At 37.1% G+C, this 13888-nt stretch carries 18 protein-coding genes; 9 read left to right on the top strand and 9 right to left on the bottom strand.

Annotated elements, in window-relative coordinates:
* Positions 1 to 136 precede the first annotated feature (136 nt).
* Together IPI65_19680 and IPI65_19675 are read left to right on the top strand one after the other, a co-directional pair.
* On the top strand, positions 137 to 946 hold the full coding sequence (locus IPI65_19680) for an esterase family protein (protein MBK7443650.1): 810 nt from the start codon (positions 137 to 139) through the stop codon (positions 944 to 946).
* 20 nt (positions 947 to 966) lie between these two features.
* Positions 967 to 1305: a hypothetical protein gene (locus IPI65_19675; GenBank protein ID MBK7443649.1), complete on the top strand. Its 339-nt coding sequence runs from the start codon at positions 967 to 969 to the stop codon at positions 1303 to 1305.
* Here the strand turns inward: IPI65_19675 and IPI65_19670 are convergent.
* Together IPI65_19670 and IPI65_19665 are read right to left on the bottom strand one after the other, a co-directional pair.
* The gene (locus tag IPI65_19670) at positions 1300 to 1572 is read right to left on the bottom strand and encodes a hypothetical protein (protein ID MBK7443648.1); all 273 of its coding nucleotides are present in this window, start codon (positions 1570 to 1572) and stop codon (positions 1300 to 1302) included. The genes IPI65_19675 and IPI65_19670 overlap by 6 nt on opposite strands.
* Before the next feature lie 38 nt (positions 1573 to 1610).
* A complete protein-coding gene (locus IPI65_19665; protein MBK7443647.1) occupies positions 1611 to 3152 on the bottom strand; it encodes a hypothetical protein in 1542 nt (513 codons plus the stop codon).
* Between the two features lie 134 nt (positions 3153 to 3286).
* On the opposite strand from IPI65_19665, the gene IPI65_19660 reads away from it, so the two are divergent.
* From IPI65_19660 to IPI65_19645, 4 genes are all read left to right on the top strand, one after another.
* Positions 3287 to 3871, top strand: a complete 585-nt coding sequence (locus IPI65_19660; GenBank protein MBK7443646.1) for a VCBS repeat-containing protein — start codon at positions 3287 to 3289, stop codon at positions 3869 to 3871.
* 62 nt (positions 3872 to 3933) lie between these two features.
* Positions 3934 to 4143 (top strand): VCBS repeat-containing protein, encoded by a 210-nt coding sequence (locus tag IPI65_19655; GenBank protein MBK7443645.1) that lies wholly within the window; start codon positions 3934 to 3936, stop codon positions 4141 to 4143.
* The gene (locus tag IPI65_19650; protein MBK7443644.1) at positions 4116 to 5027 is read left to right on the top strand and encodes a VCBS repeat-containing protein; all 912 of its coding nucleotides are present in this window, start codon (positions 4116 to 4118) and stop codon (positions 5025 to 5027) included. Before IPI65_19655 ends, IPI65_19650 begins: the two co-directional genes overlap by 28 nt.
* 606 nt (positions 5028 to 5633) lie before the next feature.
* Positions 5634 to 6161, top strand: coding sequence for a hypothetical protein (locus tag IPI65_19645; GenBank protein MBK7443643.1), 528 nt, complete (start codon positions 5634 to 5636; stop codon positions 6159 to 6161).
* A 51-nt stretch (positions 6162 to 6212) separates the two neighbouring features.
* Here the strand turns inward: IPI65_19645 and IPI65_19640 are convergent, their stop codons facing one another.
* Positions 6213 to 6830 (bottom strand): T9SS type A sorting domain-containing protein, encoded by a 618-nt coding sequence (locus IPI65_19640; GenBank protein ID MBK7443642.1) that lies wholly within the window; start codon positions 6828 to 6830, stop codon positions 6213 to 6215.
* Positions 6831 to 7269: 439 nt separating this feature from the next.
* Here IPI65_19640 and IPI65_19635 point away from each other — a divergent pair, with 439 nt between their 5' ends.
* Entirely contained in the window at positions 7270 to 7416 is a 147-nt protein-coding gene (locus IPI65_19635) for a hypothetical protein (protein MBK7443641.1), read from the top strand.
* Between the two features lie 122 nt (positions 7417 to 7538).
* Here the strand turns inward: IPI65_19635 and IPI65_19630 are convergent, their stop codons facing one another.
* The gene (locus IPI65_19630; GenBank protein ID MBK7443640.1) at positions 7539 to 8300 is read right to left on the bottom strand and encodes a DUF547 domain-containing protein; all 762 of its coding nucleotides are present in this window, start codon (positions 8298 to 8300) and stop codon (positions 7539 to 7541) included.
* Positions 8301 to 8384: 84 nt separating this feature from the next.
* Here IPI65_19630 and IPI65_19625 point away from each other — a divergent pair, with 84 nt between their 5' ends.
* Entirely contained in the window at positions 8385 to 8774 is a 390-nt protein-coding gene (locus tag IPI65_19625; GenBank protein ID MBK7443639.1) for an acyl-CoA thioesterase, read from the top strand.
* A gap of 4 nt (positions 8775 to 8778) precedes the next feature.
* On the opposite strand, the gene IPI65_19620 is transcribed toward IPI65_19625, so the two are convergent.
* Positions 8779 to 9093: a YbjQ family protein gene (locus IPI65_19620; protein MBK7443638.1), complete on the bottom strand. Its 315-nt coding sequence runs from the start codon at positions 9091 to 9093 to the stop codon at positions 8779 to 8781.
* Between the two features lie 125 nt (positions 9094 to 9218).
* Between IPI65_19620 and IPI65_19615 the strand changes: the two genes are divergently transcribed.
* Entirely contained in the window at positions 9219 to 9440 is a 222-nt protein-coding gene (locus tag IPI65_19615; GenBank protein MBK7443637.1) for a hypothetical protein, read from the top strand.
* A gap of 4 nt (positions 9441 to 9444) precedes the next feature.
* On the opposite strand, the gene IPI65_19610 is transcribed toward IPI65_19615, so the two are convergent.
* The 4 genes from IPI65_19610 to IPI65_19595 all read right to left on the bottom strand — a co-directional run bounded on the left by IPI65_19610 (position 9445) and on the right by IPI65_19595 (position 13729).
* Positions 9445 to 10320, bottom strand: a complete 876-nt coding sequence (locus IPI65_19610; protein ID MBK7443636.1) for a hypothetical protein — start codon at positions 10318 to 10320, stop codon at positions 9445 to 9447.
* 8 nt (positions 10321 to 10328) lie between these two features.
* Positions 10329 to 10754, bottom strand: coding sequence for a hotdog fold thioesterase (locus tag IPI65_19605; protein ID MBK7443635.1), 426 nt, complete (start codon positions 10752 to 10754; stop codon positions 10329 to 10331).
* Positions 10755 to 10758: 4 nt separating this feature from the next.
* Positions 10759 to 13110 (bottom strand): transglycosylase domain-containing protein, encoded by a 2352-nt coding sequence (locus tag IPI65_19600; protein ID MBK7443634.1) that lies wholly within the window; start codon positions 13108 to 13110, stop codon positions 10759 to 10761.
* Positions 13111 to 13249: 139 nt separating this feature from the next.
* Positions 13250 to 13729 (bottom strand): hypothetical protein, encoded by a 480-nt coding sequence (locus tag IPI65_19595; GenBank protein MBK7443633.1) that lies wholly within the window; start codon positions 13727 to 13729, stop codon positions 13250 to 13252.
* Between the last annotated feature and the right edge of the window lie 159 nt (positions 13730 to 13888).

Here is a 13888-nt window from a genome sequence, read left to right as displayed (position 1 = left end):
AACTATATGATATTGTATGGGTTAAAAATTCGCTGCAAAGGTAGTTTAAATGTGTTCATCTGCCAACGCAATATAGACAGAACACACATATTTACAAAAAATTATTTTAGTGGATTGATGTACATTTGTACGCGAAATGAAGTTGCAGTCTGCCGAACACGTAAAAACAGTATCAACAAGCATCAGGTCATCCTTCCTGAACCGTGATGTGACACTTTCTATACTGCTGCCACCGTTTTACGAACAAAAACCTTATCCGGTTCTGTGGCTTAACGATGGGCAGGATATTGCTTCCATGCAACTCACCAATATTCTCGACGATTTATATCAGCAACAGGTTATTAAACACATGCTGGTAGTTGGTATTCACGCCAATGAAGACCGACTGCAGGAATACGGCAGCAGCGCTACCCCCGACTTTAAAAACCGCGGCGCCAAAGCAGGATTATACGCTGAGTTTCTGGTTAGCGAACTCATGCCATACATCAGAAACAACTACAGTGTTTCCCGCGATAAACGCAAAAATGTGATAGCAGGGTGGAGTATGGGCGGACTTAGTGCCATCGACATTGCATGGCATTTTAATACCAGTTTTGGCAAAGTTGGTGTGTTTAGTGGTAGTTTATGGTGGCGTTTAAAGGCTTATAACAGAGGATATAAAGACGATAAACACCGAATCATCCACCAATTAATTCGAAATACACCTAAGCGCGAAGGATTGCGTTTCTGGTTTGAATGCGGCACGAATGATGAAAACGCCGACCGCAATAAAAACGGTTTAATTGATTCCATCGACGATACCATCGATTTTATTCAGGAATTGAAACAAAAAGGATATAACGAACAACATGATATTCAGTTTGTAATTGTAAAAAATGGCGAACACAATCAGCAAACCTGGAGCGAAATTATGCCGTTTTTCTTAACCTGGGCTTTTGGCGTTTAGCGTCCCTTTACTTCAACATAATGCCTTCTAAAATTAAACAATGGCAATTTATTACTTACAATAAACTACACGTTTATGGTATTACCCTATTTCCTTTTATTGTAATTCAACATCCAAATTTGCTAAACAACAAAACATTTGTTAATCACGAACATATCCACCTGCGACAGCAAATCGAATTATTGGTAATCCCATTTTATTTATTGTATTTAATGCATTACTGTATCAACCTCATTAAATACAAAAATCACGATAAGGCTTATCGCAATATCTGTTTTGAACGGGAAGCGTATCGAAATGAAAGTAATATTAATTATCTGGTGAACAGAAAATTCTGGAGCTGGTTAAAATATTTATAACATGTCGCAATATGCTGCGAGATAATAAACATGTTTAACTTTTAAAACATGTTGCCCGTCAACATCATCATTTATATTGGAAATTATGGTAAGCAATGCACGGGTAGTATTTGTTTTATTTGCTGCTGCTAATGCCGAAATTTCATCTTTATAAGGTTGCAAGGCCGATTTCCATGTTTTAGGTAATGAGCGCTTAATATCTGCCAGCGAATTAATACATTGCTGGGCAAAGTCGTTAGTGGAAATCTGATCAAGCGTGGTACTCATTGTTCAATTTGACTGTAAAGATAATCATTTCAATATTTTTATTCCGATTTTATTTCAGAAAGCACTGCTAGTAAGGGTTTGTGTTCAATTTTGCTCCTAAGCCAGGCAACAATATCAAACATAATAAATGCAGCTTGTTCATATTTGTCGTGTTGAATTTTAGTGAGTTGAAGTAACAGTTTATTGAAGGCCCGTGCAGTTGCAATTCCACCCGTAACTTTTGGTAACTCGTTACGCATAAATTGAATTAACACATATTCAAACTCAAACAAACGCGCCGACTGGCTTAAACTGCGGTATACCGAACGAATTAAATAAGGCAGTAAATTCCGGTTGTCTAATTCATAATGAATTAGCAGTTTAATTAATTGCACACTCGCGAATAAATCTTGTTTAAGCTGGCGCAAATTAAATTGCTCCAAAAGTTTTAATTGTTTTAACGCCTTGTCGTAGTCACCAAGAATAAAATATAAATACAATAACGAAAAATGTAATTCCAACAAACGGTGCACCGGAATTATTGTTTTATTCATTCGGATAAATTCAAGTATTTTAGGTTCAAGCTGAATAGCCTCAGGTATGTTACCACATTCAAGATAAATACCCATCGAATAATTTAATACATGCAGTTCAATTCTTTTATTTAAAGTTTTTGATCGCCGTTGCGCTTTATTTAATAATGTTGGCAGTTCAATTAACGCATTTATGAGATCAATTGCCGTTGCGTATTTTTTTAACCGGATATTAATTACAATCTGATTGCCAATTGCACTTAATAATCCGATTGGATTTTCTCGAATTAATACCCGGTTGTCACCATAAGTAGCTAAAATTTCCTGATTGTAAATTCCGGCCTGTTCATAATTTCCTGAGGCCAATTCAGCAGCCATTAAACTGTAATAAAGCAAACGTTTCGATCGTAAAGTGGTAGCAACTTCAGGCTGTAATAACGGGTCAGCAGCCATTTGTTGAATCTGCTCAAGTGCGTCGGCTGTTCGGGCTAATCCCTGCTGTTTATTCAAATATCCGGTCATGGCACCAAAATGTTTAAACCGCGCCTCCGTTTGCAGGTTCTTAATGACCCCGTTTTCCGCAAGGTCAATAGCAGCAATCGATTGCGTTGTATACGCCATATGAACACCTACCCCCAATAAATTGCGTTCTATATCCAACAAATCGATTAGTGCCGACTGGTAACCAATTTCAGCTGCAGCTGCTTTAGCCTTTTTCAGCAGTTTGCTGCATTGGCTATAAAGCGCCTTGTCAAACAAAAAATGTAAATCATCAACCATAGCTCTTACCATACGCTGCTTGTTGCGGGAACCATGAAACTGCCGCATGCTATTGAGTATTAGCTGGTACAGATGCACTTTTAGCACGTCCAACTGACCAATAAATCCTGCCGATTTGAAATAATCCTTTAGTTCCGCATCTGAGTGAACAGCCTTTTGGGAGATGGCATCGAAAAGTTGTAACAAATGACTGTCCGTTCTATGGAATTCTGCTTGTAACCGGAAGTATCGTTTTTCTGCTTTGGTAAGCACATTTATCAACTGATACAGGTTTTCCGAAATTTTCATAGAAACTTAGTCAAAAGTAGTATAAAAACCATTAAAGTGTTGGTTTTATTGGTCAAATGTTAAAATAGGTACTTAATAAGTTACACCCATATTGTTTGGAGCCTAAATGCCTTAGTATGAATTTTGACGTAAGTATGAAGAGAACCCTGACACCAATAATGAAAAACCTACATGCCACACTGGTTTTTGCTACCTGCACCACTTTAGTAAGTGCTATGCCGGGAGCTGCTGAAGGGCAGACTAGCGCTGCATCTGACGCAATAGTGGCAACAACTGAAACCGCAGGATTTTTGCAAAGTGCAGATATTGATGGCGACGGAATGCTTGACCTGGTTTCGGGTGTTAATGGCAACAACAGTGTGCAAATTTTCCTCAATTCCACAGTCGCGGCAACAGGTGCAAGCAGTGATCCGGGAACCTCCAGCACAGTTAACTTATCCACACCATATTCCAACATGTATTTTGCCGATTTAAACCGTGATCGTTTACCGGAATTAATCAGCTCAGAAAATTCATCGGCCTCTATGTTGGTGCAGTTTAATAAATCAACTTCCGGCAAAGCAGCTTTTGCTGAAGGCAATCCGTTTAACCTCAAACTGCCGGCTCAATTGTTTTTTGCCTGTGATATGAATATGGATGGTTACCAGGATATTATCGCTGCCACAGGTAATCAGCTTGAAATTTTAAAAAATAATACCACTGCAAAGGTGGAGCAATAGCATTATCGAGCATTCAGGTACTTAAATCGGACGATTATATCAATTCCATTAAATGTGCCGATATGGATGGTGATGGCAATATTGATATTATCGCCGCCACTGCAACAGGAGTTATTGTGTATTCAGGAAAAGGAAATGGTTTCGAATTTACTGTATCCTATACCGGTAGTAAATATGTTGCTGTTGGAGGAATGGATATCGGTGATTTGGATGGCGATTATCTTCCTGAAATTGTACTCAGTCATTGCCGGAAAATAGTTTTAGTATCCTGAGAAATATTTCTTATTCAGGCAACACCGGATTTAATATTGAAAATCCAATTACTTGCGCAGGTGTTAGCGACATTGCGTTATGTGATTATAATCAGGATGGCTTATTTGATATCATGACCCTTGCAAACGGAATGGGTTGGAATATCGCACAAATATTTAAAAATAAAACTACAGCTCAGGGTCGTTATGTATTTAGTGCTCCGCAGGCAGTAGCCGTTTCAGGTAGCCATTTTGAAATAAGCGATTTTGATAATAATGGAAGCGACGATATTGCAGCCGTAAATCCGCGTAACAATAAAATTGCCATTGCTTATAATACAAATGCAACAAGTAAATATTTTCAGCAGACAGATGTTTTTTGTGGTGAAGATGGTTATACAACGCTGGAATGGAAAATGAACGCAGAACCTGCAAATGCAGAATATGTTATTGAAAGAACAGATAATGGTACAGATTTTGTCCGGGTTACATCAATTCAATCGAATACCAATAACCCAAACAAACAATATAATTATACCGTAAATGAAAATATTCCAACTGCAACAGGATACAGAATCAAACTTGTTAGTTCCAATACTGTAACTGAATATTCCGAATTATATTTAATTGAACCGTGCGACAATGCAGTTACCGATTTTGTTTGTGTATTTCCAAACCCCGTTGAAAAATTAATGAATTTTCAATTTAGCGTTAAAGCGGCTATGGATTTACACTTTGAAATAATGGATGACAAAATGCAACCGGTAATGGAAAAATCAGAAACCATTACACCCGGCACAAGAACTTATACACTCGATATAGACCAACTTGCTAAAGGTTCCTATCTTTTGGCTGTCAGATTTGGCAACCTTGCGCCTAAAGTTTGTCGCTTTGAAAAATTGTAGTGTGTGGTGCTGAAGTCGTGTTCAGCGCCTATACCCGTTCACGTTTGTGAGCGGGTTTTTTTATTGCCAAAAACGCCAAATAAAAAATTGGCGTATTCAAAAAAATCCATTGCTATAAAAAAAATTAAAATAAATTGGAGCAAGTACATTTTCCTCCCCAACAACATCGTTACCCGCTATCCACTCCAACCCCTTTTCCGAGGCGGACAAAGGTGTTTCCGTTCCTATCGGGGCTAGTTTATACTGCAGTGCTATCAATACTCAAAAAGTACAATCCCACTCAAAACCGGCTGTTCCATTGGTACATTGGTACATCGGTACATTCGCTCACATTAATTAATGCTCCAATTGTTACTAGAATATACTGCAGTGCTATCAATACTCAAAAAGTACAATCCCACTCAAAACCGGCTGTTCCATTGGTACATTGGTACATCGGTACATTCGCACATTAATTAATGCTCCAATTGTTACTAGAATATACTGCAGTGCTATCAATACTCAAAAAGTACAATCCCAATCAAAACCGGCTGTTAATCAGCACATCAACACATTAGCACATCAGCACATTACAAAGGTTTTAGTATACTTGCATAAATTTTATTTATGTCAATACTAGGTGTAGGTTCAAGAGTAAAACATCCCGACCATGGTGCGGGCGTTGTTGTTGCCGTTCATAAACGGGCTTACGATATTTGTTTTATTGAAAAAGGTATAAAAGCTGTGTTAAAAGACGCACACCTGGAAATAATTGAAGCTCTGGAAAGTGAATACAGCGTTAGTTTTTCTGAAGCTGAAGATGCTTTGATCAAAATTCTGCGCGAATGGAGCGATGTAACAGAAATAATTCACATTGCCGATAAATGGGAGGGAGGAACTATGTTGTTGCAACCTGCCGATAAAAGTTTACAAGGCAAAGAAATTCCAATTGAAACATTTTTCCATAAAATTGTAATGCTGCGCGACCGTTTGCGTGTAATGGAACAAAAAATAAATGCAAACAATAAAATGACCGATGCCGACAAAGTGGAAATGCAACAATATATCACCCGCATTTATGGCAGCTTAACCACCTTTAATGTGTTATTTAAATTGAAAGCCGATTATTTTGTAGGGGATTCGAGTAAAGATTAAAACAAATCCGCAACTGCTGCGGATTTGTTTGGAACTGATAAAACCGAAATCTTACTCTACTATAATTTTGTTTGTACTATTTCCGCCATCGTGCTGAATATTCACCAAATAAATACCGGATGGTAATTTTGAAATATTAATATCAACGATGGGGTTGTTTGATTGCAGTGTGATTTCTTCCTGTAATACAACCTTACCTGTTATATCTACTATGGTAATTTGTTTAATATTATCATCAGAATCGTTGGTCACCAAATGAATTACATCTTGTGCAGGGTTAGGATAAATTTGAATAGGTGAACCTGTTAAATCTAAAGCAATTTCTTCTTCTGCAAATCTGCCGCCTTCACATGAACCATAAGTTCCGCCTAAAGCGATAAGTGTGCTTGCAGTTGCTGGTTTAACACAATAAGTAGTTCCTGAATAACAAATAAGCACCTTGCTTGACCCACATGTATTATCTGTTTCAAAAATGCTGATTGATCCACTAACTTCATTTGAAACAACTAATAAATTTTTCCCATTAGGGCTGTTCTTTGCATTAATAAATAAAATACCTTCCGGTCCCTGACCGCCACCAACGCCTGCAGCAGGTGTAAAAGCAAAATCGCGGTCGGTAATATATTGCACAAAATAAGGACTGTTTGGATTGGTAATGTTAAATACCATAACACCGCCAATTCTTTCTAACCCTAAAAATAAATAGGTGCTGTCTAATATTTTTGCAGTTGTTAAACCTTCCGGTTCAGGACCTTTGTCGTCACTTCTGCCTTTCTTGGTATTGCTCGTATTACTACAGTTGAAATTAGCAGGTAAAAGGTTATTCGTTATTGTTTCTAATAAATTTCCACTATCGTAAACTAAATCACCATTAGTGTTTCTAATTGAAAAAGATCTTGCGCCAAATGAATAAAGTGCATCATAATCACCATCATTGTCTGTATCACCTAATGTTTTGGTAATATTTAAGCGACCTAATTTATCATCATTTTTTAAATCCAGTGAGTCTGGAAAAACTATTGTATCTAATAAAATACTATTTATTCTTGAAGCCTCTGCAAAGCCCGAATAGTCGCGAACATCTAGTAACTATCAAAATGGAAAGGGTGTGCATCACTGGTTCATTGCCGGAAATAAAACACTGACCCAACTAGCCATAGCTAATAAATTAGATAAAAAACTAGCGCAACTCAATACCGATTATGAAGTTGCAAGGTCTGCAAATTTATCTAAACCTGTTGTATATTATTTCTAAACGAAGCATGCAACAATGGCTTACTAAAAGAGGTAAAGAAGGAAATCAAAATAAAATGCCCGTAATATTAAATGAATCAGCAATAGCCGACTGGATTACATTTACAGGTGTATCGTTGTAATTTATTTACTATTCAAACTCCAGTCGTAAGTATAATATTCTACTTTATAACCTTCAGGTATTTTTGAATCACGGTAGGTATTTATAAATGCTAACGGACTGCCCGAAGCTTTTACAAAATCCGGATTATACCATTCAAATATCTGCGAAATTTTAACTACTTTGTTTGTGTTATCTACTTTAATAAATGAAGCATCATTCATTGCTTTTTTTGTAAGTGCAGTTAACTGTGCATCCACTGTTTCTGGCATAAATGCTTCGGAAGCAATTTTAGGGCAACCTTTGGCAGCACAAACTAATGAAAAATGCACGCGCGCGTCAGGTCGTAATTTATTGTTTTCAATATCGTTTAAAGTCATATAACTGCCGGCAACATTATGTTTCGTTGCGTCAAAAAATCCTTTAATATCCGTTGGTTTTGCAACAGGCATATTTTTAATTACAGACTGAATTACAATAATATTATAAGCATTCAAATAAAATGCGGTTTTGGTGTTTTTATCCGCAGCACTTAAATCTGCTGAACCAATCGTTTCATATAATTTTGAAATTGTTGTGCCTTCAGCTTTAATTGCGGCATAATCTACTTTACCTTCAGCAACATATTTGCCTAAAAACGTGTTCGTTGCAGCAAAAAAATCATCTAAACCCGCAGGAGCAACAGCAGTAATTTGAGCATTTTCATTTGAATCGGGATTTTCACCGGAAGCAGTAAAAATAAATGTACCAACAGTACAAAGGATAATCAGAAATACTTTTTTCATTGTTTTATACTTATTCAATTAAATAACGGTAAGGGTTTGAACAAAGTTCACCTTATTTTTGCACTTCATTACAAAAACTTTGCCATGGATACTTTACAGAATAGAATTGATAAATCAATTACGCATACCGTTAAAGCAATTTTCCCCAACACAACCAATCATTATGATACATTATTTGGTGGAACAGCATTAATGTGGATGGATGAAGTTGCATTTATTACCGCAACCCGCTTCAGCCGCCAGAAAATGGTAACCGTTTCCAGCGACAGGGTTGACTTTAAAAAACCGGTTCCCGCCGGCACCATAGCTGAACTTATAGCCCGTGTAAGCCACGTTGGCACTACAAGTCTGCTCATAAAAGTAGAAGTCTACCTCGAACAAATGTATGCCGATGAGCGTGAAAAGGCCATGGAAGGCACTTTCACCTTCGTTGCCATCGATGATAATAAACAGCCGGTAAAAATCAAATATTAATTAATTACCCCAGTTTTACAGCAGTTCCACTGGCAGTTACCATCAACATACCATTGCGAATGGTTTCGTAGTCTAAATCTACGCCTACAACCGCATCAGCACCCATTTCTGTGGCTTTTTGAGTCATTTCACGCAATGCAGTGTCTTTTGCTTCGCGCAGCACCTCCTCATATGCTCCTGAACGGCCCCCAACTACATCGCGTACGCTGGCAAAAATGTCCCTGAACAGGTTGGCGCCAATTATGGTTTCACCCGTTATAATGCCCAAATAGCTTGAAATGTTGTGTCCTTCAATGTTGTTTGTGGTTGTAACGATCATATTTTTGTTTTGTAGGTTTTTGTATGAATAACAAATATAACTGTTGATAATACCTTATGACGAAATAAGCCCGGTTTTATTTTCGTTAAAAGTGAATTCGTATATTTGTATTCTAAATCATAGGCATGAAAAGGTTATTTCTCCTCATCACCGTTTTAACAGGTATCGCAGCAGGCTTTTCTTCTTGCGAAAAATGTACAGTATGCACAGCTACTGCACTGGATGGCGACAACGTTGAAGAATACTGCGGAAATGAACTCGATGTTCGTGATTTTGAAGACTTCTTCATCGACAGCGTTGGCGGACTCGATCAGGGTGCTTATTGTCAGCGCGGCCCTAACGACTAATATTTTACAGACTTACTGCTTTACACAAAAAGGATAAATCACTGTAATAGGTGTTTGCCGCCTTGTTGTTATATACTGTTTTAAATACCGACGGCTCGAAGTAATTAAATGATTTTTCATTTAAAATGGCCAGTTCGATAAAATTAGGTTTGAGCGTACAAATTACCTGTTTACCGCTTGCAAGATGATATTGCTGTATATAATTGAAAAATGTATTCAAACGGTTACTTATTTCGATATTTTTATTTGTAGATAGGTAATAGATACCGCTGTCATTATTTTTAATTGTAGTATCTGACAGGTTTAATTTTTTATTTTCAAGATGTTCAATATGTGTAGAAAGATAAATAATTCCCTCATCTGTTAAATGATTAGATGCAATTACTTCTAATGCATTAAATATTCCACTTTTAGCCGGTATTTTGCGATTGTCTTCTTTCCATTCAGCATAAATTTCTGAAATTTGTAAAGGCACTTCACCAATGGTACCGTAAATTAAATTTTTACCGGAAAAATAATCAGGATTGTCCGGCATCAGTCCGAAAGTATTGATTTCACTAAGTTTGAGGTGACTTTGAAAATCAACTTTTAATCCGGGATCAATTAACTGTATCGTATTATTGGTAATTCTTTCAATAAACTTTTTTTCAAACAAGGAAACCGGAATGCCATACCATTTGGTATAAACCAATACGAATAAAATAATTATCACTACAGCAATCGACATCCAGGTAACTGCTTCAATAATGAGTCCGGCAAATAACACAAATCCAATTACCGAATAATTTAATACAATTTTTTTTCTGATGGATTCTGCTATTTCCAATCCATCTGCAAGCTGAGGAGCAATTAAAGCGGGAGTGGAGTTTTTATTTGGCATAAGGCAACTTATTTTCTTCTGATAGCAACCGTTAGTCGGCTGATACAAATTAAATTATGTTCGGCATCTTCAATTTTTATTTCCCAAACATGTATACTTCCACCAAGATGTAAGGGGCTGGCTTTACCATAAACAAAACCGGAGCGAACACTTTTAATATGATTGGCATTTATTTCTATACCCAGGGTAATAAATTTTGAATCATCAACTACCAATGCAGCGGCAACACTACCAATTGTTTCAGCAAGAGCAACTGAAGCCCCACCATGTAATAATCCGTAAGGCTGATGTGTTCTGTGGTCAACAGGCATTTTTGCGATCAAATAATCATCGCCAATTTCTATAAATTCAATACCAATATGATCACCAAGTGTATTTTTGCTCCAATGGGCAAAATCGTTTAATTGCAGATTTTTATTAAACCAAATCGACATCGTTTTACTCTTCTGCGCCGGGATATTTTTCAATCAAACTATCCTGACCGGTTTTATTGAGAAACTCTTTAATATTTCCGATTATTTTAGGGAAAAATCCCAGTGAATCTGTATTTATGGAATCCGGAATCCACATGGCACAATTTAAATTCGCCATTACCGAATCCGGTGCTGCCGTAAATCCTCCTGTTACATATTTTCGTGTTTTAGGGTCGTGACTGCTCTTATACATGAACTTACCGAAAATAGGTAAAGCAGTTGCAGCACCTTGTCCCATAGCTGTTGAACGCCATCTTATACCAGGATCTTCAGCACCAACCCAGGCACCGGCAACAATACGCGAATTATAGCCGATAAACCAGCCATCCGTATTATTTTGTGTAGTTCCGGTTTTACCGGCCAGATCCATACCAAGACCGTAGGTTCCTCTCAAACGACTAGCTGTTCCGTTATTTACAACACTTTTCATGATCTGAATCATTAAATCAGCCGTTTCCTGACTCAAAGCTCTGGTTTTTTTAATGTCTTCATGTTCAAATAATATTTCACCTTGTGCAGTTTCAATGCGCACTAAATATTGTGGGTCGGCACGTAAACCTCTATTGGCAAAACATCCATAAGCAGTTACCATTTCCTGCAGCGATATACTCGGTGTTCCCAAAGCAATGGAAGGCACTTTTGGTAAATCGCTGGTAATACCCATTTTTCGGGCTTCATCTACAACAGGACCAACACCTGTTTTCATAATAATTCCTGCAGCAATGGTGTTTACAGAATGTGTCAATCCACCCATCATCGAATAATATCCGCCATATTCACCATCCGAATTTCCCGGTGTCCATTTGTACTGCTCGTAAGTTATTTTTTTGTTAGGGAAATATTCGCAAGGGCTAATTCCTTGTTCAATTGCAGTTGCATAAACAATAGGTTTAAATGTGCTGCCTACCTGTCGTTTTGAAGTTACATGGTCATATTTAAAAAAATGATGATCAATTCCGCCAACCCAAACTAAAACATATCCGGTTTTTGGTTCCATTGCCATAAATCCGGTTTGCATAAACATAAGATGATGTTTCAACGAATCATTTGGCGTCATCGTTGTGTCTGTTTGGCCGGCCCAGGTAAATACACTGGTTTCAACAGGCTCATCAAAAATTTTGGTTATTCCCTTATCGCTGTAGCCTTGATCTTTTAAGCCCTGATAGCGGGAACTTCTTTTTCTCGCGGCCGCAACTACATCAGCTTTACTGTTTTTCCATGGTTCGGTTTTGCCCCAGCTTTTATCAAATTGTTTTTGCAGGTAAGTCATATGCTCCTGCATACCTTCTTCGGCATATTGCTGCAGCTTGCCGTTAATGGAAGTATAAATTTTTAATCCGTCTTTATAAATATCCCATTTACTGCCATCTTCTTTTGGATTAGCTTCCGCCCATTTTTCTAATTCGCCTTTTAAAAACTCTCTGAAATACGGCGCCAATCCTTCACTTGCACTTTCACGACGGTAATTTAATTCTAGCGGTAGTTTTTTGAGGCTATCTGCTGAAGCTTGCGTGAGGTATTGATTTTCATGCGCAACCATTAAATTCAAAACCGTATTTCTCCGAATCATCGATTCATCAGGATGTAAACGCGGATTATAAGTGGTATTTGCTTTTAATAATCCCACTAAAACCGCACTTTGTTCAATAGTGAGTTGAGCCGGTTTGCAATTAAAAAAACGAAGTGTTCCGGCTTCAATACCGTAACAATCTTCCCCAAAGGGAACTGTATTAAAATATAAGGTCAGAATTTCATTTTTGGTATAAACATCTTCCAAACGACCTGCTAAAATCATTTCGCGGAATTTGTTTACAGGCATGGTTAAAGGTCCATAATCTTTACGTTGGTAAAGGTTTTTGGCTAATTGCTGGGTGATGGTACTTCCTCCACCTGAATCATCATTCAAAATAATCGACAATATCAATACCCGGATAAAACTCACGAAATCTACGCCCTTATGCTCATAAAAACGTGCGTCTTCAGTTGAAACCAGTGCATTAATCAAGTGATCGGGTAAATCTTCGAACTCTGCATTGGTGCGGTTTTGAATAAAATATTTACCTAATAAAACACTGTCCTGACTATAAACCTCAGAAGCCGTATAATTATTAATAGCCTTTAATTCACTTTTACCCGGAACAAGACCAAAGGCACCCAATAATATTGAAATGTATAATACAAACAACCCCAAAGCCACAGCACCTGCTGAGCGTAAGGCAATTCGAATGAGTTTAACAGGGTAGGGGTAAACCGTTTCCAGGGTATGGACATGTTTGCCAATAAGTTTATGGTAAATCGGCTGAAAAGGTTTGAGCACAGGTTGTAACAACCTTGAAAAAAATGGTCTTTTTTCGCCTGAATGCATACACAAATGTATGATGCAATTTTGTTTTTTTAGGCATGCTGTAACAGAGAACTTTTGTGCATAATGCTAAAATTCCCTGTTCAACATGCAGTCATAGTCGTATTTTATCCCAACAAACCCCTGAAGCGGCTTCGGGAAATGTATGACTTGTATGAACTTCTTTTTTAATTTTCGCAGCTACAGTCAATTGACCAATTACCAATACATAAATCGTTAAAATCAATGTAATAATCTCAACGTTAATTATAATAGTTACACCATTTAAAATTTCGATTAAATAAATAATAGAAATGATAATTTGGGTATTAACTAAGGCAATTAATATTTCATATTTATATAAAATTTTAATAATATCAATTGCTGTTACCGTTAAGTTATTTAATTTGTTTTCAATAATTTTTGAAAAAATTAAAACTAATAACGTATTGATTAAACGTTTGGTTGTTCTGATTTTAGTAGTTTGAATAATTGTATTTATGGTTTCAACTAAATCAACAATCCAGGCAATCAAATAATTGCTTCGTTTAATAATAGTAATGATCATTAAAATGTAAATTTTAATGTTTTTCATAATTGTAAATTTTGCCTGTGGCATTTATAAAATGGTTACTACAGGGCATAAAAATGCCCGGACAAATAGGAGCCGGGCTGCTTGTTACAATTATGTTGCAAGAGCGGCTATTCGTCTGTTTCGCTTACGTTAGCGATGTTTAAAAATTCTACTTTTCTC

The sequence above is a fragment of the Bacteroidota bacterium genome (assembly GCA_016706255.1).
Classification (GTDB): domain Bacteria; phylum Bacteroidota; class Bacteroidia; order Chitinophagales; family BACL12; genus UBA7236.
This window is presented reverse-complemented; position numbering and strand designations above follow the sequence as displayed.

Bases quoted from the DNA above. Each gene is read 5' to 3' on its own strand.
- IPI65_19680 (MBK7443650.1), top strand. From the start codon at position 137: ATGAAGTTGCAGTCTGCCGAACACGTAAAAACAGTATCAACAAGCATC.
- IPI65_19675 (MBK7443649.1), top strand. From the start codon at position 967: ATGCCTTCTAAAATTAAACAATGGCAATTTATTACTTACAATAAACTA.
- IPI65_19670 (MBK7443648.1), bottom strand. From the start codon at position 1,572: ATGAGTACCACGCTTGATCAGATTTCCACTAACGACTTTGCCCAGCAA.
- IPI65_19665 (MBK7443647.1), bottom strand. From the start codon at position 3,152: ATGAAAATTTCGGAAAACCTGTATCAGTTGATAAATGTGCTTACCAAA.
- IPI65_19660 (MBK7443646.1), top strand. From the start codon at position 3,287: ATGAAGAGAACCCTGACACCAATAATGAAAAACCTACATGCCACACTG.
- IPI65_19655 (MBK7443645.1), top strand. From the start codon at position 3,934: ATGGATGGTGATGGCAATATTGATATTATCGCCGCCACTGCAACAGGA.
- IPI65_19645 (MBK7443643.1), top strand. From the start codon at position 5,634: ATGTCAATACTAGGTGTAGGTTCAAGAGTAAAACATCCCGACCATGGT.
- IPI65_19640 (MBK7443642.1), bottom strand. From the start codon at position 6,830: ATGGTATTTAACATTACCAATCCAAACAGTCCTTATTTTGTGCAATAT.
- IPI65_19630 (MBK7443640.1), bottom strand. From the start codon at position 8,300: ATGAAAAAAGTATTTCTGATTATCCTTTGTACTGTTGGTACATTTATT.
- IPI65_19625 (MBK7443639.1), top strand. From the start codon at position 8,385: ATGGATACTTTACAGAATAGAATTGATAAATCAATTACGCATACCGTT.
- IPI65_19620 (MBK7443638.1), bottom strand. From the start codon at position 9,093: ATGATCGTTACAACCACAAACAACATTGAAGGACACAACATTTCAAGC.
- IPI65_19615 (MBK7443637.1), top strand. From the start codon at position 9,219: ATGAAAAGGTTATTTCTCCTCATCACCGTTTTAACAGGTATCGCAGCA.
- IPI65_19610 (MBK7443636.1), bottom strand. From the start codon at position 10,320: ATGCCAAATAAAAACTCCACTCCCGCTTTAATTGCTCCTCAGCTTGCA.
- IPI65_19605 (MBK7443635.1), bottom strand. From the start codon at position 10,754: ATGTCGATTTGGTTTAATAAAAATCTGCAATTAAACGATTTTGCCCAT.
- IPI65_19595 (MBK7443633.1), bottom strand. From the start codon at position 13,729: ATGAAAAACATTAAAATTTACATTTTAATGATCATTACTATTATTAAA.